At 62.2% G+C, this 20,910-nt stretch carries 21 protein-coding genes; 8 read left to right on the top strand and 13 right to left on the bottom strand.

Annotated elements, in window-relative coordinates:
* Nucleotides 1-40 precede the first annotated feature (40 nt).
* Nucleotides 41-2,323 carry a heavy metal translocating P-type ATPase gene (locus tag Q9R47_RS04460; RefSeq protein WP_404977092.1) on the bottom strand — a complete coding sequence of 761 codons (2,283 nt, stop codon included), beginning with the start codon at nt 2,321-2,323 and terminating at the stop codon, nt 41-43.
* A gap of 131 nt (nt 2,324-2,454) precedes the next feature.
* Nucleotides 2,455-2,835, bottom strand: a complete 381-nt coding sequence (locus Q9R47_RS04455) for a DUF3703 domain-containing protein (protein WP_311232003.1) — start codon at nt 2,833-2,835, stop codon at nt 2,455-2,457.
* A 115-nt stretch (nt 2,836-2,950) separates the two neighbouring features.
* Between Q9R47_RS04455 and Q9R47_RS04450 the strand changes: the two genes are divergently transcribed.
* Together Q9R47_RS04450 and Q9R47_RS04445 are read left to right on the top strand one after the other, a co-directional pair.
* Nucleotides 2,951-3,409 (top strand): Cd(II)/Pb(II)-responsive transcriptional regulator, encoded by a 459-nt coding sequence (locus Q9R47_RS04450; protein ID WP_311232002.1) that lies wholly within the window; start codon nt 2,951-2,953, stop codon nt 3,407-3,409.
* A 124-nt stretch (nt 3,410-3,533) separates the two neighbouring features.
* Nucleotides 3,534-3,872 carry a DUF4148 domain-containing protein gene (locus tag Q9R47_RS04445; RefSeq protein ID WP_311232001.1) on the top strand — a complete coding sequence of 113 codons (339 nt, stop codon included), beginning with the start codon at nt 3,534-3,536 and terminating at the stop codon, nt 3,870-3,872.
* 71 nt (nt 3,873-3,943) lie between these two features.
* Here Q9R47_RS04445 and Q9R47_RS04440 read toward each other — a convergent pair whose 3' ends face one another.
* From Q9R47_RS04440 to Q9R47_RS04400, 10 genes are all read right to left on the bottom strand, one after another.
* Entirely contained in the window at nt 3,944-5,296 is a 1,353-nt protein-coding gene (locus Q9R47_RS04440) for a heavy metal sensor histidine kinase (protein WP_311232000.1), read from the bottom strand.
* Nucleotides 5,296-5,979 carry a heavy metal response regulator transcription factor gene (locus Q9R47_RS04435; protein ID WP_311231999.1) on the bottom strand — a complete coding sequence of 228 codons (684 nt, stop codon included), beginning with the start codon at nt 5,977-5,979 and terminating at the stop codon, nt 5,296-5,298. Before Q9R47_RS04435 ends, Q9R47_RS04440 begins: the two co-directional genes overlap by 1 nt.
* Before the next feature lie 108 nt (nt 5,980-6,087).
* Nucleotides 6,088-6,315: a hypothetical protein gene (locus Q9R47_RS04430; protein WP_311231998.1), complete on the bottom strand. Its 228-nt coding sequence runs from the start codon at nt 6,313-6,315 to the stop codon at nt 6,088-6,090.
* A gap of 104 nt (nt 6,316-6,419) precedes the next feature.
* Nucleotides 6,420-6,806 (bottom strand): hypothetical protein, encoded by a 387-nt coding sequence (locus tag Q9R47_RS04425; protein WP_311231997.1) that lies wholly within the window; start codon nt 6,804-6,806, stop codon nt 6,420-6,422.
* Nucleotides 6,807-6,879: 73 nt separating this feature from the next.
* Entirely contained in the window at nt 6,880-10,065 is a 3,186-nt protein-coding gene (locus tag Q9R47_RS04420; RefSeq protein WP_311231996.1) for a CusA/CzcA family heavy metal efflux RND transporter, read from the bottom strand.
* A gap of 14 nt (nt 10,066-10,079) precedes the next feature.
* Nucleotides 10,080-11,675, bottom strand: a complete 1,596-nt coding sequence (locus tag Q9R47_RS04415; RefSeq protein WP_311231995.1) for an efflux RND transporter periplasmic adaptor subunit — start codon at nt 11,673-11,675, stop codon at nt 10,080-10,082.
* 7 nt (nt 11,676-11,682) lie between these two features.
* A complete protein-coding gene (locus Q9R47_RS04410) occupies nt 11,683-13,041 on the bottom strand; it encodes a TolC family protein (protein ID WP_311231994.1) in 1,359 nt (452 codons plus the stop codon).
* 152 nt (nt 13,042-13,193) lie between these two features.
* Nucleotides 13,194-13,529, bottom strand: a complete 336-nt coding sequence (locus Q9R47_RS24280; protein WP_404977099.1) for a hypothetical protein — start codon at nt 13,527-13,529, stop codon at nt 13,194-13,196.
* Between the two features lie 128 nt (nt 13,530-13,657).
* Nucleotides 13,658-14,173, bottom strand: a complete 516-nt coding sequence (locus tag Q9R47_RS04405; RefSeq protein WP_311231993.1) for a DUF4148 domain-containing protein — start codon at nt 14,171-14,173, stop codon at nt 13,658-13,660.
* 93 nt (nt 14,174-14,266) lie between these two features.
* Nucleotides 14,267-14,632, bottom strand: a complete 366-nt coding sequence (locus tag Q9R47_RS04400) for a hypothetical protein (protein WP_311231992.1) — start codon at nt 14,630-14,632, stop codon at nt 14,267-14,269.
* Nucleotides 14,633-14,855: 223 nt separating this feature from the next.
* Here Q9R47_RS04400 and Q9R47_RS04395 point away from each other — a divergent pair, with 223 nt between their 5' ends.
* From Q9R47_RS04395 to Q9R47_RS04370, 6 genes are all read left to right on the top strand, one after another.
* Complete coding sequence (locus tag Q9R47_RS04395; RefSeq protein WP_311231991.1) at nt 14,856-15,179, top strand: metalloregulator ArsR/SmtB family transcription factor; 324 nt, start codon at nt 14,856-14,858, stop codon at nt 15,177-15,179.
* 91 nt (nt 15,180-15,270) lie between these two features.
* The gene (locus Q9R47_RS04390) at nt 15,271-15,777 is read left to right on the top strand and encodes an arsenate reductase ArsC (RefSeq protein WP_311231990.1); all 507 of its coding nucleotides are present in this window, start codon (nt 15,271-15,273) and stop codon (nt 15,775-15,777) included.
* Nucleotides 15,778-15,800: 23 nt separating this feature from the next.
* On the top strand, nt 15,801-16,832 hold the full coding sequence (gene arsB, locus Q9R47_RS04385; protein ID WP_311231989.1) for an ACR3 family arsenite efflux transporter: 1,032 nt from the start codon (nt 15,801-15,803) through the stop codon (nt 16,830-16,832).
* Nucleotides 16,807-17,520 (top strand): arsenical resistance protein ArsH, encoded by a 714-nt coding sequence (arsH, locus tag Q9R47_RS04380; protein WP_311231988.1) that lies wholly within the window; start codon nt 16,807-16,809, stop codon nt 17,518-17,520. The genes arsB and arsH overlap by 26 nt, the downstream gene beginning before the upstream one ends.
* Nucleotides 17,521-17,556: 36 nt before the next feature.
* Nucleotides 17,557-18,438, top strand: coding sequence for a sterol desaturase family protein (locus Q9R47_RS04375; RefSeq protein WP_311231987.1), 882 nt, complete (start codon nt 17,557-17,559; stop codon nt 18,436-18,438).
* A gap of 425 nt (nt 18,439-18,863) precedes the next feature.
* A complete protein-coding gene (locus Q9R47_RS04370) occupies nt 18,864-20,081 on the top strand; it encodes an MFS transporter (RefSeq protein ID WP_311231986.1) in 1,218 nt (405 codons plus the stop codon).
* A gap of 293 nt (nt 20,082-20,374) precedes the next feature.
* Here Q9R47_RS04370 and Q9R47_RS04365 read toward each other — a convergent pair whose 3' ends face one another.
* Entirely contained in the window at nt 20,375-20,812 is a 438-nt protein-coding gene (locus Q9R47_RS04365; RefSeq protein WP_311231985.1) for a helix-turn-helix domain-containing protein, read from the bottom strand.
* Nucleotides 20,813-20,910 lie beyond the last annotated feature (98 nt).

Raw genomic sequence — 20,910 nt, 5'->3', positions numbered from 1 at the left:
CAGATCCGGACTTCCCGCGCCGCCAGATGCCTCCTTGTGTCTATTGGCGGACTCCGCGCAGCAGCCTGAGGCCATTGGCCACCACCAACAGGCTGGCACCCATGTCCGCAAACACCGCCATCCACATGGACGCACTGCCCATCACTGCAAGCACCAGAAACACCGCCTTGATGCCCAAGGCGAGCACGATGTTTTGGAGCAGGACACCTCGGGTGCGCTTGGACAGTTCAATGACTTCGGGGATGCGACGCAGGTCATCGTTCATGATGACGACGTCGGCCGCCTCCATGGCCGTGTCGGTGCCAGCGGCCCCCATGGCGATGCCGATATTGGCGCGCGCCAGCGCCGGTGCGTCATTGATACCGTCACCGGTCATTGCGGTCGGGCCGTACTGACTCTGCATCTGCTCGATGGCGGACAGCTTGTCCTCGGGCAGCAGGTTGCCCTGCGCCTTGTCGATCCCGGCCTGTTTGGCGATGGTGCTCGCGGTGGCGGTATTGTCTCCGGTGAGCATCACGGAGGAGACGCCCAGCTTGTGCAGTTGAGCGATCGCTTCTCGCGAACTCTCCTTGATCGTGTCCGCCACGGCGAAGATGGCCAGCACTTCCGTTTTACTGGCAAGCAATGTGACCGTACGGCCCTGGGCTTCCTGCTCGGCCAGCAGCGCTTCTATCTCGTCATTGCACAGTTGCCGCTCTTCAACCAGACGATGGTTCCCAAGAATCAACGACTGGCCTCCGATTTGCGCCTCCACTCCACGGCCGGGAAGTGCCGTAAATCCGCTGACGCCCCCCGGCCCTGATTCCAGACCCTGTGCGATTGCTTTGGAGACTGGGTGGTCCGACTCTGACGCAAGGTCTGCCGCCCAGCCGAGGATTTGGGCTTCCGAAGCGTGCTTCGAGAGGATCTGGCGAGCCACCAGCTTGGGTTTGCCTTCCGTGATCGTGCCGGTCTTGTCCAGTGCGATCGCCTTGAGCTTGTGGGCTTCTTCCAGGTAAACCCCCCCCTTGATGAGAATGCCGCGCCGCGCCGCCGATGCCAAGCCGCTGACCACCGTGACCGGTGTTGCGATGACCAGTGCGCACGGGCATGCGATGACCAGCAGAACGAGTGCTTTGTACAGGGCCTCCAACCACGTCAGGTTCATGAACAGCGGCGTGAGGACCGCGACCAGCACTGCGATGGCAAACACCGCAGGCGTATAGATGGCCGCGAACCGGTCCACGAACTGCTGTGTCGGCGCGCGGGACCCCTGGGCCTGCTCGACCGAATGGATGATGCGGGCCAGCGTGGTGTTGCTGGCCTCTGCAGTAACGGTCACTTCGAGCGTGCCCGTTTCGTTGATGGTGCCGGCGAACACCGGGTCCCCAGCAGCCTTGTCCACCGGGATGCTCTCGCCGGTGACGGGCGCCTGATTGACGGCACTCGTGCCGCTAGCAACCGTTCCGTCCAAGGGGATCCGTGCACCTGGTTTCACGCGCACGGTGGCGCCGATAGCGACTGCGGCCGATGGAAGGGTCTGCCAGGTGCCATCAGCCTGACGCACTTCGGCCGAGTCGGGCGTGAGGTCCAGCAGGCTCTTGATGGCGTTGCGCGCGCGGTCCACGGCGCGGCCTTCGATCATCTCGGCGATGGCATACAAGGCCATCACCATGGCGGCCTCGGGCCACTGGCCAATCAGGAAAGCACCAGTGACGGCGACCGTCATCAGTGCGTTGATGTTCAGCCGCCCCTGCAGCAGGGCTGCAAAGCCTTTTCTGTAGGTCGAAAATCCTGCCAGCCAGATAGCGGCAGCCGCCACGGCCATCCCGATGCCTTTGAAGACCATCGTATCGGGGGAGAAAAACGCGATGGCTTCGGCGATCACCGCAAGTGCCAGCGCGGCGCCCATGCGCCCGAAACCTTCCCTGGGCGCATCGTGCTCGTGGTCTTCGCCGGTAGATCCGGTGCCCACCGGTTCAGGATTGAAGCCTGCCTTGCGTATGGCTGCGAGAGCTTGGGGAATCACCTCGTCGGGCGCATCAATGGCCAGGGTGCGAGCACCCAACTGAAACCCGAGTGTTCGAATGCCACTCACCGGCTCCAGGGCCCTTCGGATCTCGCTTTCTTCCGAGGCGCAATCCATCGCGGTGATGCGGAACACTGCGCCTTTGGTTATTGGTTTGCCGGGCGTGAGGGGGGCAGCACGGTCGCCACAGCACGCATCGGCAGGACTGGTGGACGCGCCAGGTCCGCAGCAATCGGTCTGAGCTGCAGAAGCATTTGCCGGTGTGCAGCAAGCGTCCGGGGCGTTGTTACGGGAGTCGTCACAGCTGGTTTTCATGGGAATGGTTCCTTCTTGGCGTCCATTGGAAACCTTGAAGTGGCTTCAATGTCAAGTTCAGGGTGGAATGGGTTCAGCACGCCGCTGCACGCGCAGGTTTTGTGTAGGAGCAACCGCATTTGCACAGGCGGCTAGCTCGCGAGCCGGGTGGCGGCGATCAACTCGGCGATATCCGCGCGCACGGGCATGGGTTCGAAAGCGCTCACGTTCGCGCGCCCCGGATTGCCCAGAGGAAGACGCTTGAGCAAATGACCCAAGGGCACCAGGGCCAACCGCAGGAGCTGTCCAGCGAACTCTGGACCATTCTTGGTCGCCAGGGCAAGCTGCAGCATCGCAACGTGGGTTCTCCAGTGAGGCGTGAAGCGGCTTTGCCCAACGACATGCGCGGCTTCGAGGGTCAGCCATTTCGCTTCTGCATCGGTTTCAGGGAGCGCCTCATACCTGGCCAGCAGGCGCTCGAACACGACGGGATCGAAGGTCGTGGCAGATCGCGGATCAGATAGCTTGTTCATGGTTTTGCGTTATGACGGCCTTGTGCAGAAGAAGCGCAGGACGAAATGTCCGCTGGCGCCTATTGGAAACCTTGGAGTGGCTACAGTGTCAAGAATCAGAAAAATGGAAGGAACCATGCAGATCAAGAATCTGGCCAGTGCCACGGGCGTTGATGCCGAAACCATCCGTTTCTATGAAAAAGAAGGCCTTCTTCCCAAGCCTGCACGACTTCCCAACGGCTACCGCGACTATGCCGATGCCCATCTCGAACGCCTCGCCTTTGTGCGGCACTGCAGGGCCCTGGATATTCCTTTGGCCGATGTAAAAAGTCTCCTCGGTGCGCTGGACGCACCGCAGGACGCGTGCGGTGACGTCAACGAACTGATCGACGGCAAACTCAGCCGTCTGCGTGCGCGCCTTAAAAGCATGAAGGCCCTCGAAAAACAGCTCCTGCAGTTGCGTTCCGCCTGCGCAGGGGAGCGTCCCCATCAAAGCTGCGGCATCTTGAAGGAACTTGTCTCCGCTGCCCATGGCGAGGCGTGCCTGTGCCATGCAGACAGACCCGCCTCTTCGTCGCCAACGCTGCGGACATGACGAACTTGTAATCCGTGAGTGCGAAAGCTGTTGGTATCCGGTCATCAGACTGCCATGCGTGGCTCTGCCGCTGAACCAGTCGGTGGCTCGGCGCAGGAGGCACATCAACCCGAGGAGATACCAAATGACGATTCGCACTCTTTTGACCACCGTGGCCTTCGCGGCCATTGCCAGCCCAGCGCTGGCGGCCGGCGTGATCCACCCTGCCAACACCGAGATGGGTTACACGACGCACCCCGACCATGCCACGCAAGGGAAGTCGCGCGACCAGGTTGTTGCGGATATGGAGCAGGCGAAAAAAGACGGCCTGTGGCAATACCACCGGTTCGGCGCGCCCGTTCCGGTCAAAGGCACCTCCATGACACGCGATGAAGTCCTGGCGGACCTGGATCGGGCCCAGAAGCATCCGAGTTGGGCACAGCGACGCGTGGGCGCGCCCGTACCCGCGCTGCCCGCACAATAGCTGTTGGGATAGCAGCAGCGGGCGGCTCGCAATCGGTCGGCTCTGGGCACTTCCGGCCAAGCTCGCTGCGCTCATGAACTCGTCCCCGCTGCGTGTGCCGAGCTGCTCATCTCCAGCCCGATGCTTGTGATCCCTTGGCTGCTGCTGGCGATCGGACCGCCGCCGTGCATGCGCGCAATCGCGGCCGTGATGGCCAGTCCCAGTCCATGGTTCTTCTGGCTGTGTGTGCGGGATGCCGACGCTCGAAAGAACCTGTCGAAGATCCGCTCCAGGACCTCCGCAGGCACCGTCTGGCCCGTGTTGCGCACCAATACACGCACCCGCCCACTGGCGACCGGTTCGATGCTGACGACGATCTCAGTACCGCGAGCAGCATAGCGAGTGGCGTTGCCAATCAGGTTGGACAGCGCACGCCTGAGAAGCGGCTCGTCAAAGTCCCCGGCCGCATCTCCCGAGACACGCAGTTCCAACTCAGCCTCCGACAGCGCTGCGTCGTGATACTCCGCCACCTGCTGGACAACTGCCGCAAGACTGGGCGTGTGCGTGCGGCGAGCGGCAGCGCCCCGATCCGCCTGTGACAGGAAGAGCATGTCGTTCACGATGCCGGTCAACCTGTGGAGCTCTTCCAGATTGGAAGAAAGTACCTCCGGCAGGTCGAAGCTGGCCGGACGGCGAAGCGCCAGTTCGTTGCTGGCTAGCAAGGTGGCCAACGGAGTACACAGTTCGTGGGCGACATCCGCGTTGAAGCCCTCCAACTGGGTATAGGCTTGATCGAGTCGGCCCAGCAAGTCGTTGAATTGCTGCACCAGCGGCACCAGTTCTGAGGGCTGTCCCGAGGCGTCTAAGCGCTGGTGCAGGTTCTCGACCGAAAGCGCCTGGACCTGGGCCGCGAGCCTGCGCACCGGTGCCAGCCCAAGGTGAACGATGGACAAGCCGCCGAGGGAGACCACCAGGGTGCCGACGACTGCTGCCACCGTCAGCGTCACGGCCAGACGCTGCAGGTGCTTTTGGTCGTCCGCTACGTCCATCGACAGTGTGACCCGCAGCGCAGGATCGCCGGGAGAACGCCCCGCGACGTCGAAGATCTTGGAGGCCACGTTCGTGCCTCGTACCTCGGGCTCGACCAGAGGAAACAGCAGCTTGCCTTCGCTCGTGCGCACAGTAAGCCGGAAGTCCTCGTGGCCGATCAGGAAGTCGCTCAGCGGATGAGCCTGTGGCGTTTCTCGCGCAGCGTGCTCCCCCGTGCCCAGAAGGTGGCGAACGATGGTCTCCTTTTGTGCCAAGGTCTCGGCTTGCCGCTCAGACATATTCATCGCAGTAACAAGGTAGACCACCAGGCAGACACCTCCAAGGCCTGCAAGGCTTTGCGCAGCGAGCCACCAGGACAGGCGCTGGCGCAGAGAGTGCGAAAGGGCCCGCTCCATCAGCTTCGCTCTTCCAAAACATATCCCATGCCGCGTATGGTGTGCAGCAATGGCTTTTCGAAGGGGGAATCCATCTTGCTGCGCAGTCGGCGGATAGCCACCTCCACGACATTGGTGTCGCTGTCAAAGTTCATGTCCCAGACCTGCTCGGCGATCTCGGTGCGCGAGAGCACCTCCCCCTTCCGGCGCAGGAAAAGCGTCAGCAGCTGAAACTCCTTGGCCGTGAGATCGACCCGCTGTCCGGCCCGACTCGCCTTGCGCCGCACCAGATCAAGTTCGAGGTCCGCAAGTCCGAGCAGCGTCGGCTCACCTGCATCCCGGGCTCCATGGCTGCGCCTGAGCAACACCTGGATGCGCGCAGCGAGTTCGGAGAATGCGAACGGCTTGACGAGGTAGTCGTCGGCGCCCGTCTGCAGGCCGAGCACGCGGTCCTCCACACTAACTCGGGCGGTCAGCATAAGCACGGGCGTTTGCTTTGTTTTGCGCAGCGCGGTCAAGACGGTGAATCCGTCAATGCCCGGAAGCATCGCGTCGAGAATCAGCAGGTCGTGTGAGCCCTCCAGGGCCATGTGGAGGCCGTCCACCCCGTTGTGAACCACATCGACGTTGTAGCCTGCCTCGCCCAGGCCCTTGTGCAGGTACGCGGATAGCTTGACCTCGTCCTCAATGAGCAGGATTTTCATGGATGTATTTTCCGAGCCGGTAGGCCGTGTGACGATTACAAATTCGTCATCGGGCGGTCAGGGTGAGGTCGGCGTCGTGCAGTGCGACCCCTGGGCGACTGGCGCTGGTCAGCGGTTTCTTGAACGACGCGCGGCACGCGCCTTCAAGCGGACCAGGCGCCGCTGCCGCAGGCGTCTTGCCAGCCTCACTGTGTACTTCGCGCGGCGGTCGATCGGATCAAAGTGCTTGAGCCAACGTTTTCGCAGTTGCCAGAACACGAGCGCGCATGCCACCAGGCCGAGCCAGATCCAGGTCAGCTTGAGTGACAGATTGCCCGGGGGGACACGCTGCAGCATGGATTGATCTCATCGCCGCCAGGTCATGCTGGAGGCTCAGCCTGAGCCTCCAGCATGGGGCGGATGCGCCACCACTGCGGTGGCGCGACTTCATGAACTGGTAGTTACTTGAGAACGAAACGCACAGAGGCCACGGCTTTTCCAGCCTTGGTCACGGCCACCACTGCTTTGGTACCTGCGGCGACCTTGAAGCTGCCCGCAGCTTCCAACTTTCCGTCCACCGGCTGAAGCTGGGCTTCCTGTTTGTCACTGCCGGACAGCAGCGTCACCTTGGCGGTCATGCCCGAGGGATCCAAGGGCTTGCCGTGGTCGCGCATATAAAGCTGCAGCTTGTCGGCCTTGGCCACCAACTCATAGTCGATGTCCTTGGCTTCGGCCACGGCGCCGCCATGCATCGGCTTGACCTCGTGGCCGTCGGCGTGCTTGTCGGCCGCGAAGGAGGCGCCGGCGAATGCCAGAGCCAGCACTGGGAGCAGTCGAGATATCTTCATGAATCTTCCTTGGGTGAGTTGAGGGAGGGAGAGAAGAGATGGCCGGTTCATTCACGAGATGAACCGGCCGCTGTCACACCGTTGACGGCGCGTTCGGGTGGGTTGGCTCAGCGGAAACGTCCTCGTCTTGCTCATCGGGCCGGTGTGCCAGCCGGTAGAGGATGGGCAGCACCAGCAAGGTCAGCAGGGTCGAAGAGAGGATCCCGCCGATCACCACTGTTGCCAGTGGCCGCTGGACCTCGGCGCCCGTGCCAGTTGCGATCGCCATGGGTATGAAGCCCAGCGAGGCGACCAGTGCGGTCATGAGCACTGGGCGAAGGCGGGTCAAGGCCCCCTCACGGATGGCAGTGTCCAGGGGGATGCCTTCCTCCCTCAGGCTGCGGATGTACGAGATCATCACCAGACCGTTCAGCACAGCAACCCCCGACAGCGCAATGAATCCCACGGCGGCAGAAATCGACATCGGGATGTCCCGCAGCCAGAGCGCCAGGATGCCGCCCGTCAGCGCGAAGGGGATGCCGGTGAACACGAGAAGACCGTCCTTGACGTTGCCGAACATGGCGAACAGCAGTACGAAAACCAGCAGCAGCGATGCCGGCACGACGATCTGCAGACGCTGAGTGGCAGATTGCAGGTTCTCGAAAGTGCCGCCCCAACTTGTCCAGTAGCCGGTGGGAATCTTGATCTGCGCGAGCCCTTGCTCCGCGTCGGAGACGAATGATCCGACATCCCGGCCTCGCACATTGGCGCTGACCACGATCCGCCGCTTGCCATTCTCCCGGCTCACCTGGTTGGGCCCAGGTGCCAGCTCGAAGCTGGCGACTTCGCCCAGCGGAATGAAGTTCGTGCGCGCCTCTGTACCCGACGCAGAGCGGGGAAGCGGGATGGGCAGGCGTTTCATGCCCTCCAGGTCATTGCGTAGCGTCTCCGGCAGGCGCACCAGAATGTCAAAGCGCCGATCACCCTCGAACAGCGTTCCCGCCTCTCGGCCACCAATGGCCGTCGCGACGGTCTCCTGGATGTCGGCCACATTCAAGCCGTAGCGGGCCGCCTTTTGCCGGTCGATGTTGACGGTGAGCATGGGCAGGCCCGTCGTCTGCTCGACTTTCACTTCCGAGGCGCCCTGGATTTTTTGCAGCATCGCGGAGACTTCCTCGGCCGTCTTGTTCAGAACGTCCATGTCGTCGCCGAAGATCTTGACCGCCACATCGCTGCGCACGCCTGAGATCAGTTCGTTGAAGCGAAGCTGGATGGGCTGCGAGAACTCGTAGTTGTTGCCGGGGATCTTCCCGATCACCGCCTGGATGGCCGCGAGCAGCTCGTCGCGGGTTTTGCGGGGTTCGGGCCACTCGCTCATCGGCTTGAGCATGATGTAGCCGTCCGAGATGTTGGGCGGCATGGGGTCCGATGCGATCTCTGCCGTACCCGTGCGCGCAAAGATCCTTTCGATCTCTGGGAACTTAGCCTTGAGCGTTTTCTCGATCTGCTGCTGCATGGCTACCGACTGCGAGAGGCTGGTGCCCGGAATTCGCAGCGCCTGTATGGCGAAGTCGCCCTCGTTGAGGTTGGGCACAAATTCGCTGCCCATGCGCGTTGCAATGAGCCCGCACAGGACCACAGCCACCGCAGCAACGCTCAAGACCACCGCCTTGGCTCCCATCACCCGGTCGAGCAAGGGCGCGTACAGGCGCTTGGCACCGCTCAGCAGGAAATTTTCCTTCTCGCTGACCTTGTTGCCGATGAACAGGGCGACGGCCGCAGGAATGAACGTCACCGAGAGAATCATCGCGCCCACGAGGGCCGCCACCACGGTGAACGCCATCGGATGGAACATCTTGCCCTCCACTCCGGTGAGCGCAAAGATCGGCAGATACACCACCATGATGATGAGCTGGCCGAACAACAAGGCACGGCGCGATTCCTTGGAGGCCAGGAAAACCTCATGGAAGCGCTCGGCTCGCGTGAGCGGTCGGCCATAGTGCGCCTGTGCATGAGCGAGGCGACGCACGCAGTTTTCCACGATCACCACGGCTCCGTCGATGATGATGCCGAAGTCCAGCGCGCCCAGGCTCATGAGGTTCGCACTGACCTTGTACGAAACCATCCCGGTGAAGGTAAAGAGCATGGACAGCGGGATGACGGTCGCCGTGATGATGGCCGCCCGGATGTTGCCCAGGAAAAGAAACAGGATGACGATCACGAGGATCGCGCCTTCCAAGAGGTTCTTCTTGACGGTGCTGATCGCCTTGTCCACCAGGACGGTGCGGTCGTAGACCGTCACCGCGTGCACGCCCTCGGGCAGGCTGCGGTTGACCTCGATCATTTTCTTGTCCACGGCCTGGGACACGGTGCGGCTGTTCTCGCCGATCAGCATGAACACGGTGCCCAGCACGACCTCTCGGCCGTTGTCGGTCGCAGCGCCCGTGCGAAGCTCGCGCCCGAGGCCCACGTCGGCCACGTCGCGAATGCGCACCGGTACTCCATTGGCGCTGCTCAGAATGACGTTTCCGATGTCCTCCAGGGTACGGACCTGGCCAGGTGCACGGATGAGGTACTGCTCGCCACGCTTTTCGATGTAGCCCGCGCCGACGTTGCCGTTGTTGCGGTCGATCGCCGTGAAGATGTCCTGCAGCGTGACTCCTAGGGATGCGAGGCGCTCGGGCGACGGCGCAATCTGGTATTCCTTGGCAAACCCGCCGATGGAGTTGATTTCCGTGACCCCCGGCACGTTGCGCAACTGAGGCTTGATGATCCAGTCCTGGATCTCGCGCAGGTCCGTGGCGGTATAGGGGTTGCCATCCGGCTTCTTCGCGCCATCCCTGGTCTCCACGGTCCAGAGGTAGATTTCCCCCAATCCGGTCGATATCGGTCCCATCGCTGGCGTAATGCCCGCCGGAAGCCGGTCACGCGCCTCCTGAATGCGTTCGTTGACCAGCTGGCGCGCGAAGTAGATGTCGGTGCCGTCCTTGAAGATCACCGTCACCTGCGACAAGCCGTAGCGCGACAAGGATCGTGTTTGCTCCAAGTTAGGCAGTCCCGCCATCACCGTCTCGATGGGGTAGGTCACGCGCTGCTCGGTCTCCAGCGGCGAGTAGCCCGGTGCCTGCGTGTTGATTTGGACCTGGACGTTCGTGATGTCCGGGACCGCGTCGATGGGCAGCTTCTGATAGTTGAAGACGCCCAGCGCCGCCATGGCCAGTACAGCGAGCAGCACCAGCCAGCGCTGCTCGATCGAGAATCGAATCAGTTTTTCAAACATGGAGGAACTCCGGATCAGTGTGTGTGTTCGGCTGATCCCTTGCCGAGTTCGGACTTCACGACAAAGCTGCCTGCAGCCGCATAGGGCATGCCAGATTTCAGGCCCTGGATGACTTCGACACGCTTGCCGTCGCTGCGTCCAAGTTGGACCTGCTGCGCGATGAAGCCGCCATTGACCTTGAGGAACACCACGGGCTTCTCGCCCACACTTTGGACGGCGTCCGCAGAGATCGTTACCGGGATGGAAGCCTCATCGGAGACGACCTCTACATTGACGAACAGTCCGGGACGCCAGGCACCCTTGGGGTTGTCCAGCACCACGCGCGCCTTGGCGGTTCGGGTCTGCTCGCCGATGAGCGCGCCGACAAAAGCGACGGTGCCCGTGGCGGACGCGTCAAACGCCGTGGCCTTGATGGTGACCTTCTCGCCCACCCGGACCTGCGGCAGGTCCTTCGCCGGGACATTGATTTCGGCCCACACCTTGCTGAGATCCGAGATCGTGAAGACGGCAGCGTCTTCCTTGACCGCCTCGCCCAGACTGATGTGCTTCTCGATGACGACGCCATCGAAAGGAGCACGCAATTCGAGGCGATTGAGGCCAGATGCGGAGGATCCCGAGAGGCCGAGCGCTCCCAGCTTCTGATGGGCATTGGCCACGGCGACCTCGGCTTCGCTCAAGGCCTGCTTGGCCTGCAGGTAGTCCTGTTCTGCAGAGACTTTCTGCTCCCAGAGCTTCTTCTCGCGGTCATACGTTGTTTTGGCCAAAGCAAGGCGCTTCTGAGCGGTCTGTAGCTCGCTGCGTTGCTCGGAAGCTGTAGGGCTGGCGATCGCTGCCAGGATTTCACCCTTCTTGACTATTTGACCCAGATTGGCGCTGACGCTTTCCACCACGCCTGCCAAGCGAGGAACCACGTGCGAGGTCCGGTCCTCGTTGAGGCGGATTTCTCCAGGCAGCAACAGCGCCGTCTTGATGGTTGCCGCCGATGCGGTGTCTACCGCAATCGCGGCCGCCTTGATCTGGGCATCGGAGAGCTCGACCTTGCCTTCTTCCTTGCTCATGACGAACATGAAGGGCTCTTTAGCCGTCTGGGCAATGATCTCGACATCGAAAGCGTGGGGTTCAGCCACCACTTCTCTACTCACCCAGCTGTCTTTTTCCTGGGTGAAAGTGAGTTTCTGCGTTTCCTGGGTCAGCCGGGTAACCGTTGCCGAGACCGACGCAGTTCCAGGGGGCAGCGGCTTGTCCTTCTCGGCCATCCAGATGCGCAGCCGAGGTTCTCCGCCGTCCTCCACGAGCAACGCCTCCAAGCTGAAATCGCCCTCCTTGAAGAGGCTTCCGCCGTTCGGTCCCTTGGCCTGGCTCTCCTCGTGGTGCTCGCCGTCCGCGTGGCCCTTGTCATGGTCGTGCCCGTCGCCACCGCCTTTTCCGTGATGCTCGCCATCACCGTGGGCTTTGGCCTCGGTATGTGCCCCATGTCCGTGACCGTCGCTACCGGACGCGCCCGACTTGCCACTTTGGAGGATGAGCGTTCCTGCGCCGATGCCCAGGGCGACCACGACCGCGATGGCAATGATGTGCTTCTTGCTGACGCTGTTTGTGCTGCTGTTCATGATGTTCTCAGTTCAGAGGCGTGCTCTGGCCGGTGGGGAAGGAATTGCCCAGAAGGCGCGCCATGTCAGCCGCCGCACGGTGGGCTTCGGCGACGGCCTTGAGGTACTGGGACTTGGCTGCAAGGTAGGTGCGCTGGGCATCCAGCACTTCCAGGAAGTTGAACTTCCCGTTTTCGAAGCCCACGATGGCGGCGTCGTAGGCCGACTTGGCACCGGGAAGGACCTCCAGTTCCAAAGCCTGGATCTCTGCGGCGACGGAGATAGCTTTTTCCCTGGCCTGGGCGATCTCGCTGTGCACGCGCAGCGTGGCGGCCTGAAGTTCATCGCGGGCCTTGTCTTCCAGCCGCAGGGCTTCCAGCAAATTTCCCTGGTTGCGGTCGAACACCGGCAGTGGTACCGATACCCCGAGCAGAGCCATGTTGCGCTGCGTCTCGTTGCTGCGCTTGACACCCAGGCTCACGGTGACGTCGGGCACGGTCTTGCTCTGCTCCACGGCGGTCAGCGCACGGCGGCGGTCCACCTCCAGACGGGCACGAACGAGGGTGGGAGAGGAAGAGACAAGAGCCTGGAGATCTTGTGCGGCGGGGACTGCTGGCGCGGACGGGGCCTTGCCGTCCAAAACGAGAGGCGACGCAGGAGCCTTGCCGAGCAGTGCCGCCAGACGCGTCTGGGCATTGCGCTCCTCGCTGACAGCCTGAGCCAGTTCCACGCGCACGCCGGCCTCAGCCACCTTGGCTTTGGTCTCCTCCACGGGCGAGACCTTGCCAGCAGCAACCCGATTGGAGACGTTGCCGGTCGTTGCCTTGGCCAGCGACACGCTGTCCTGTGCAAGAGCGAGGCGCTCCCGGGCCGCAAGTGCCTCGAAATACGCTGCGACCACGTTGGCGCGCAGGGTTGCCTTGACTTCTTCAAGTTCTGCCTGCGCCTGTTCTCGCGCTTTCTGGGCAGCTTTGGTGCGTGCATCCCGCTTGCCGCCCCGCTCGATGGGCAGATTGATCTGCCAGCTCTGCGAGCGTGTCTGGGAGCGGGTGTCTTCCAGCGAGTAAGCCAACTCGGGATTGGGGCGTGCCTGGCCTTGCAAGACCTGGCCTTCGCTGGCCTGTACCTGGCGGGTGGCCGCCGCGACCTCCGGGTTGCTCTCAAGCGCTTGAGCGATCGCCTGGGAAAGCGTCAGCGGGGCCGGGTCTGCCGCCGCAGGGGGCGAGATAGTTGCAGGCTGTGCGGCGAGCATCTGAGGCGCTGCGCCCTGGGCGGAAACTACTCCAGAGAAGGTCATCAGCACCAATGACGTGCCGATGGCCTGGACGACCTTTTGCCGGCCGCGTCTGGTGCCGAGCTGTTTTTGAACGTAGATACCCTTGAACATCCGATTCTCCAGTGGTGACAAACACAGAGGAATCGGCGGGGCGGCGTCTGGTTGCCAGACGCTCGGTCAAATGCATCCTGCGCACGCGATGGCGCCTGCTCTCATCGAGCGGATGTAGATGACTGAAGCAAAAGAGAGATTGCCCCCGCCGATCAGGCGAGGGAGCGCCACTGAGGGCGTTCAGGAGGTACGGGCGCAACGCCCGTCAGGGGGAACGCGGCACGGACTGTAACGCTGGAGTGTGTGGAGGTCACCGCCTGGTTTGCGGGCAGGTGCGTGACGCCAATGCCCAGGCCGTGGCACAGACAGCAGTCCACATCGAAAGTGTCTGACGCCTGAAGGCCGTCATCTGCCTTGCTTGGCAAGTTTGAAGCCTCGTGCTTGTGTTCGTGATGGCCCACATGCTGCGATTGGGCCGGCGCGCGCTCATGCATGCAATAGCTTGCCACCGCAGCCCAGCTGAACTGGAGCGGTAGCAAAGTGAGCATCAAGATGGCGAGCAGCCGGCGCATTTTTGAAGTCTAGCATGTGCCTGTTTAGGCGCGAGGCTGTGTGGGTCGAGCCATTGCGCTCAGCCTAGGCACGAGCAGCACAGGCACCTGTGCGATAGGTCCCTTCAGCTCCCTGAACCCGCATTTTCGGGAGCGTTGGAGGCATGCACGTGCTGGGTGTCGTAGCTGCCAGGGAAGATGTCCTTGAGCCTTCGGCCGTCTTCGCCATTGGCAACCATCTCACCGTCGTGGATTGCCTGTGCCAACTCGCGCTTGACCTGCTCGCGGCTTTTAGTAGACACGGTGGCTTGAGCAGGATAGCGCTGCGGCTCGATTTCGTTGAGCTTGGCGCCAAGGTCTCCGCCTGCCAGCACATCACCGGTACGGATGGCTTGGGCAAGCTCAGCGCGCACCTGTTCCCGCGTCTTGCCCTGCACGCGCTCTGCGCCGGGATACTGTCCAGGATAGGCCTGCCGCAGGGTGAGGCTCGATTCGCCAGCAGCCAGGATATCCCCGTTGCGCTGCGCCTGCATGAGTTCGGCGCGTACCTGCTCGCGCGTCTTGGGCGCGGACTGCTGATCCGAAGCAAAGGCCGGCGCAGTGGCGAGGGACAGGACGATCAAAGCGGTCTTGAGTTTCATAAAAAGCTCCTCTGAAGTTGAGATAGGTTGTTCGAGTCAAGCAAGCACGCGGCATCCGGGGGACGGCACCAGCCGGAGACAGGCGCCCGCAAATCAGGGCAGTTGAGTAGCGTTGACCCAGCCAGCCTCGCCGCCCATGTCCCGCATGCCGTCGCGCGTGACGGGTGAGGACTTGGCCGCCTGCAGTTCCTGCTGCACTTGATCGCGTGTCTTGGACAGCGCTGGGCCCTTGACCAGCGGATAGGTGGCCGGATACCCACGGCTGATCCACTGCAGCGAACCGTCTTTCTGGGCGGCCAGGACTGTGTTTCGCACCGCCTCACGGCTGACCGTGTTGCCCAGATGGTCAGGCGCAAACACGACGCCTTCTTCCTGGACTGCGCTCGGGTGGTACACCGATGTCGCGAAAACTGGGGTGGCGGCCAGGGCGGCAATGGCAAGAACGAAATGGGGTTTCATAGCAAATCTCCTGTTGATCCGGTTGTCCCGACCTGGGTGTCCGGAAGACGCAATCGCTGCGTCATGGAGAGAAGTCTAGAAACGGAGTACCCACAGGGGCGTGGCTCTCCGATTACGATTTTGAAAGATTTCAATCGTGCTGAGACTGGCCTCAATGTGTCGCTAGCTTGGTTATATAAATCATCAAGCTTCAATAGTTCCACAATCGTTGTATGATTGATTTATGAATGAAGCAACCGTTGTCCGCTCGCTCGCAGCTCTCGCCCAAGAGGTACGTCTCCGTGTCTTTCGGGCACTGATCGTTGCCGGTCAGGAGGGCCTCACTCCCGGTGCGATTTCCGAGCAGTTGGGAGTGGCAGCCAACACCTTGTCGTTCCACCTTAAAGAGCTGGCACATGCTGGTCTTGTAAGTCAAGAGCGCCATGGCCGAAACCTCGTCTACCGCGCTTCCTACGAGACCATGAACGAGCTGCTTGGCTACTTGACAGAAAACTGCTGCCAGGGGGCCGCCTGCCTTACCGAGGACGCGACCTCCTGTAACTGCTGAACGGCCCGCCGCGAGGCGGACCATGTCCACACACCTGGGCGCGCGCTCGCGTCGCTGTTCTCCCCGTCACGCCATCAACCTGGAATTCACCATGAGCGAAACCACACAACCCCTGAACGTTCTCTTCCTGTGCACGCACAACTCGGCGCGCAGCATCTTGGCCGAAGCCCTGCTCAATGACATGGGCACGAGCCGCTTCCGGGCCTACTCTGCCGGCAGTAGTCCGCGCGAGAACCAGCAACCCAACCCTCTGGGTCTGCAGGTGCTGCGAAATGCGGGGATCGCCACCGAAGGCCTGCGCAGCAAAAGCTGGGATGAGTTCGCGGCGCCTGGTGCGCCTCAGATGGATCTGATCATCACGGTTTGTGACAACGCCGCAGGCGAAGTCTGCCCAATTTGGCCAGGCCATCCCGCCACGGCCCACTGGGGTTATGCAGACCCGAGCGAAGGCGACGCCCCTGAAGCACAGAAGCTCGAAGCCTTCCGCCAAACACTGCACGCCATCAAGCGGCGCCTGGAACTGCTGGTCAGCCTGCCTGAAGAGAAGCTCGCCAAGACCGCTTTGCAAACTACTGCCCGCCAGTTGATTGCTAACTGAGGGATGCAATGCAGAAGTCCGGCATGAGTGTGTTCGAGCGCTATCTCACCGTATGGGTGGTGATGTGCATCGTGGTGGGGATTGGACTGGGACAAGCATTCCCTGGAGCGGCCCGAGCGATCGGTGCATGGGAAGTCGCCCGCGTGAACATTCCTGTGGGTTTGCTCATCTGGGTGATGATTATTCCGATGCTGCTCAAGGTGGACTTTGCCGCCTTGGGTGAAGTGCGCAACCATATGCGCGGCATCGGGGTCACCTTGTTCGTGAACTGGTTGGTCAAGCCGTTCTCCATGGCCTTCCTGGGCTGGCTTTTCATACGCCAGTGGTTTGCGCCGTACCTGCCAGCAGACCAGATCGACAGCTACATCGCTGGCCTGATCCTGCTGGCCGCAGCGCCATGCACCGCCATGGTGTTCGTATGGAGCCGCCTCACGGGAGGCGACCCCCTGTTCACGCTGTCCCAGGTCGCGCTCAACGACGGCATCATGATCGTGGCGTTCGCTCCGCTGGTAGCCTTTCTCCTTGGCCTGTCGGCGATCGCGGTGCCCTGGGACACGCTGCTCACGTCCGTGGTGCTCTACATACTGATCCCGGTGGTGTTGGCCCAATGGCTGCGCCGGGTCCTTCTGGCGCGGGGGCAGGCAGCGTTTGACGCCGCGCTGCATCGCATCGGGCCTTGGTCTATCGGCGCGCTGTTGCTCACGCTGGTGCTGCTGTTTGCGTTCCAGGGGGAGGCCATCCTGGAGCAACCCCTGGTCATCGCATTGCTGGCCGTGCCCATCCTGATCCAGGTGTTTTTCAACTCTGCGCTGGCCTACTGGCTCAACCGCGCTGCGGGAGAGAAGCACGCCGTGGCTTGCCCATCGGCATTGATCGGAGCCTCCAATTTCTTCGAGCTGGCCGTGGCTACCGCCATCAGCCTGTTCGGGTTTCATTCGGGCGCGGCGCTGGCCACCGTGGTGGGCGTGCTCATCGAAGTACCGGTGATGCTGCTCGTCGTCAAAGTCGTGAACTCTTCCAAGGGCTGGTATGAATCCGGATCTCCCCAACGTTGACGCAGCCCTGCTGGAGCAGGTCGATCTGGAGCGGCTGGCGCCTGCACAGCGCTCCACCCATGCGCCTCGCATCTTGCTGCTCTATGGCTCGGTGCGTGAGCGCTCCTACAGCCGATTGCTGACGGAGGAAGCCGCCAGGCTGCTGCGCACCCTGGGGGCAGAAACCCGCATCTTCGATCCGCGAGGCCTGCCGCTGCCGGACTCGGAGCCCGACAGCCATCCCAAGGTGGTGGAACTGCGCGAGCTTGCCCAATGGGCCGAGGGCATGGTGTGGACCTCACCGGAACGCCATGGCGCAATGACCGGCATCCTGAAGATGCAGATCGACTGGATACCTCTGTCGGTGGGCGCTGTGCGGCCAACGCAGGGCAAGACGCTCGCGGTGATGGAGGTGTCGGGCGGCTCGCAGTCGTTCAACGCCGTCAACCAGATGCGGGTGCTGGGCCGGTGGATGCGCATGATCACCATCCCCAACCAGTCATCGGTCGCCAAGGCCTTCCTGGAATTCGACGAGAGCGGCCGCATGAAGCCATCGAGCTACTACGAGCGGGTGGTGGACGTGATGGAAGAGCTGGTCAAGTTCACGCTGCTCACGCGCGACTGCGCTGACTACCTGGTGGATCGGTACAGCGAGCGCCGGGAAAGCGCCGAGGCGCTGTCCAAGCGTGTGAACCAGCGCAGTATCTGATCGCGTCCCACTTCAGCGTCAACAGAAGGATCGGACATGCCCGTTTTTCTTTCCCGCAATCTCGTCGCACTGGTCGCTGCGGCCAGCGTGAGTACCTTTGCCGCTGTTCACCAAGCCGGTGGACCGCTGGAAATCGTGGTGCTCGCGCTCTCGGCCACAACGCTGCTGCTGGCCAGCGTACTGGAGCGCTTCTTTCCCTACCGCGCCGTCTGGAACCGATCCAGCGGCGACACTGCCACGGACTGGGCCAGTGCCGCCACCATGGTGGGCGTGGTGGAGCCGCTGCTCAAGCTGCTGGGTACCCTGTCCATGGTGGCGGTGTACGGGCACAGTAGAGCACAGGGCTCGGAGTGGCTGCAGAGCCTGCCGTTTGTGCTGCAGGTCGTCATGGTGGCGCTCCTGATCGAGCTGGGCAAATACTGGTCCCACCGGCTGCACCACGTGTTCCGCCCTCTGTGGTGGCTGCATGCGATGCACCACAGCAGCGAGCGCCTATACGCGCTCAACAATCTGCGGTTCCATCCGCTCAACCATGTGATCAATTTCGCAGTGTCCATGCTGCCAGCCATGCTGCTCGGGTTCTCTTCTGAAGCGATCCTGGCCTATCTGGCGTTGTCCCAGCCGGTGTTGATGCTCCAGCATGCAAACCTGGACCTGCGCAGCGGCTGGGCCAACTACGTCTTCAGTACCAACGAACTGCACCGCTGGCACCACTCCACAGAATGCGCCGAGGCCGATGCGAACTTCGGGAGCGCATTTATCCTCTGGGACCAGGTCTTCGGCACCTTCCGCTACCAGCCAGGAAAGAACGATCCCGCGCAGGTCGGGTTGTTCTCGTCCACCACGGAATACCCAGCGCGTGCGGGCTACTGGACGCAGCTCAAGTCAATGTTCCTGCCTGAATGCTGCCGCGCCTGAACGAAGCCTCAGCAAATTCGTTTCTGCATCCGCCGCACAATGTGTCTGCAGCCCTGCGCCCGGGTGCACGATTTTGAAAAGGCCTGAACCTCAGCGATGCTGCTCTGACTGATAAGTATTGCGGCGCACCTACTTGCAGATACGGTTACTGACGAGGTGCGGCTCGGTCTGCCACAAGCAGGCATCTTTTCTGTGGACCTTGCCGCTCCTGCCCCGCAAACATCCGCTCCGGCATCATTTGCTGCGGTGGTCCTGCGGTGAGAGATACGTCGGCGTGCTGCGCCCTTGACGAGGCGGAGAAATCTGCAGGAAACCCAGAATGCGGCTGCTCCGCAGCGGACAAGGATCCTGCGCTGTCGGCCACTCCCCGTCGCACGACCTGCTGCTCCTGAGCATCATCACCAGCATCCCAAAGAGGAATCGCGTTGAGCACCATCAAATCGGCAACCACGGTAGCCAGCCTTGGAACAGCGCAGACCCTGGCCTGGGCTTCGACCTACTACCTGCCAGCCATCTTGGCGGCACCCATGGCCAAGGACTTGGGAGTCTCAACGCCGATGGTGTTTGCGGCGTTCTCTTGCGCGCTGGTCGTTTCAGCGCTCTTGGGCCCTCATGCCGGTCGTGCCATTGATGGACTCGGTGGACGGCCAGTGCTGATGGCGACCAGTGTCGCGTTTGCGTTCGGCTTGTCAGCTCTTGCCATGGCCCAGGGTCCCTGGACACTGTTTGCTGCGTGGCTCCTGCTGGGGGTTGGCATGGGCAGTGGCTTGTACGAAGCGGCGTTTGCAGCGCTGGTGCACCTGCACGGCAAGAACGCGCGCAACCAGATCACGGGCATCACGCTGATCGCAGGCTTTGCCAGCACGGTGGGATGGCCGCTGTCGATGTGGATGGAGTCTCAGTGGGGATGGCGTGGAGTCTGCTGGGCCTGGGCTGGACTGCATTTGGTGGTGGGCCTACCGCTGAACGCGGTGATACCGCGCCGGGCTCTAGCCGAAGGCACAGCACAGTCATCGACGGGACTCGATGCAGCACTGCCAACCCCTGAGCCTGTACCAGCCCCTGCGCGCCATACCACTGCGCTGCTGGCCTTCGTTTTTGCTGCTACCTGGTTCACGAGTACCGCCATGGCCGCCCATCTCCCGCGCCTGCTGCACGAGGGTGGTGCCACGCTAGCCACCGCCGTGGCCGTCGGAGCGTTGGTCGGGCCGGCGCAGGTCGCAGGTCGGTTGCTGGAGTTTGGTCTGCTTCGGCATGTACACCCTCTGCTGTCCGCACGTCTCGCGGCGCTGATGCATCCGGTGGGTGCAGGGCTGCTCGCAATTGCCGGAGCACCGACGGCCGCGCTGTTTGCGATGTTCCACGGCGCGGGCAATGGCATCCTGACGATTGCCAAGGGGACGTTGCCCCTGGTGTTGTTTGGGCCAGCGGGGTATGGGCACCGGCAGGGAGTGCTCATGGTGCCCGCACGGATTGCACAAGCGGCTTCGCCCTGGGTGTTTGGACTTTGCTTGGATCGACTGGGAGCCGGTGCTCTGTGGGTTTCAGCGGGATTGGGGGTAGCGGCTTTTCTGGCGCTGTTGGCAGTCGCCGCGCCAAGTGCTTTTTCCACTAGTGAGCAAGCGCCGGGAGAACAGAGGTAGATCCGGCGTACTCTAAAGCACCTGCCGTACGAGCAAGCAACAGTGCGGATGCAACACACAACAGGCGCAACATTCCGTCTGGCGTTCACATGCACTCATGCACGCCAATTACCTCACGCGCATGGTAGTGGGCTCATTGATCGAGGAATCGGCGAAAAAACGTCGCCCCCGGGGGCATGCTTTCGCAGAGGTCGCACCGGGGGCTTGCTTTGCGCGGGATGATACCAGTGATGACGAATTGCAGAGGCGGCACCGTTTCGAGCAGGAGCCGGGCCCAACCCGTCGTGTTGTGGCTACCACAGGCCCCGCTTGTTGACATGGGCGAGCATGGTTGAAAGAGCGGCCAGCGTTTGTGCTTCGGTCATGGCCTCGGTCAACACAGGCGTTGAAGGCATGGGCGTTCCGGCGACTTCGTGTGTGCGCCTGAGGACCTGCTCCACCAAACTCGTTCGTGGAACGAACATGTAGTGCACCTCGCAGTCCAAGCCATGGGCAAGGCGGGCGAGTGTGTTCAACGTGATCGTGCCATTTGCTTCGGCCTGCTCAAGCTTGCGGACCCCTTGGGCGGTCACGCCCAGACGCTCACCCAACGCATTGGAGCTCATGCCGAGCGCTAGCCGAACCGTCTTGGCCCACCCACACCGTGGCGTGGCGCTGCGCTGCAGTTTGGCGAAATCGCAAAACTGTCGGTCCAGTTCAGCCAGGCGGGCGATATCAAAGCGGTTTTTCAAGAGAGTCCAACAGGTACGGCAACAGGCTGGTTGCCTGCCCCTGGGGTTCAGACAACTGGTAGCTTTCCATTGAGTGGGATGCCCGCTGCGAAAGCGCA

The sequence above is a fragment of the Acidovorax sp. PRC11 genome (assembly GCF_031844105.1).
GTDB lineage: Bacteria > Pseudomonadota > Gammaproteobacteria > Burkholderiales > Burkholderiaceae_C > Paracidovorax.
The sequence above is the reverse complement of the archived record's forward strand: the minus strand, read 5'-3'. Positions and strand labels throughout refer to the sequence as shown.

Coding starts and splice junctions, on each gene's coding strand:
- Q9R47_RS04460 (WP_404977092.1), bottom strand. CDS start 2,323: ATGAAAACCAGCTGTGACGACTCCCGTAACAACGCCCCGGACGCTTGC.
- Q9R47_RS04455 (WP_311232003.1), bottom strand. CDS start 2,835: ATGAACAAGCTATCTGATCCGCGATCTGCCACGACCTTCGATCCCGTC.
- Q9R47_RS04450 (WP_311232002.1), top strand. CDS start 2,951: ATGCAGATCAAGAATCTGGCCAGTGCCACGGGCGTTGATGCCGAAACC.
- Q9R47_RS04445 (WP_311232001.1), top strand. CDS start 3,534: ATGACGATTCGCACTCTTTTGACCACCGTGGCCTTCGCGGCCATTGCC.
- Q9R47_RS04440 (WP_311232000.1), bottom strand. CDS start 5,296: ATGGAGCGGGCCCTTTCGCACTCTCTGCGCCAGCGCCTGTCCTGGTGG.
- Q9R47_RS04435 (WP_311231999.1), bottom strand. CDS start 5,979: ATGAAAATCCTGCTCATTGAGGACGAGGTCAAGCTATCCGCGTACCTG.
- Q9R47_RS04430 (WP_311231998.1), bottom strand. CDS start 6,315: ATGCTGCAGCGTGTCCCCCCGGGCAATCTGTCACTCAAGCTGACCTGG.
- Q9R47_RS04425 (WP_311231997.1), bottom strand. CDS start 6,806: ATGAAGATATCTCGACTGCTCCCAGTGCTGGCTCTGGCATTCGCCGGC.
- Q9R47_RS04420 (WP_311231996.1), bottom strand. CDS start 10,065: ATGTTTGAAAAACTGATTCGATTCTCGATCGAGCAGCGCTGGCTGGTG.
- Q9R47_RS04415 (WP_311231995.1), bottom strand. CDS start 11,675: ATGAACAGCAGCACAAACAGCGTCAGCAAGAAGCACATCATTGCCATC.
- Q9R47_RS04410 (WP_311231994.1), bottom strand. CDS start 13,041: ATGTTCAAGGGTATCTACGTTCAAAAACAGCTCGGCACCAGACGCGGC.
- Q9R47_RS24280 (WP_404977099.1), bottom strand. CDS start 13,529: ATGCTCACTTTGCTACCGCTCCAGTTCAGCTGGGCTGCGGTGGCAAGC.
- Q9R47_RS04405 (WP_311231993.1), bottom strand. CDS start 14,173: ATGAAACTCAAGACCGCTTTGATCGTCCTGTCCCTCGCCACTGCGCCG.
- Q9R47_RS04400 (WP_311231992.1), bottom strand. CDS start 14,632: ATGAAACCCCATTTCGTTCTTGCCATTGCCGCCCTGGCCGCCACCCCA.
- Q9R47_RS04395 (WP_311231991.1), top strand. CDS start 14,856: ATGAATGAAGCAACCGTTGTCCGCTCGCTCGCAGCTCTCGCCCAAGAG.
- Q9R47_RS04390 (WP_311231990.1), top strand. CDS start 15,271: ATGAGCGAAACCACACAACCCCTGAACGTTCTCTTCCTGTGCACGCAC.
- arsB (WP_311231989.1), top strand. CDS start 15,801: ATGAGTGTGTTCGAGCGCTATCTCACCGTATGGGTGGTGATGTGCATC.
- arsH (WP_311231988.1), top strand. CDS start 16,807: ATGAATCCGGATCTCCCCAACGTTGACGCAGCCCTGCTGGAGCAGGTC.
- Q9R47_RS04375 (WP_311231987.1), top strand. CDS start 17,557: ATGCCCGTTTTTCTTTCCCGCAATCTCGTCGCACTGGTCGCTGCGGCC.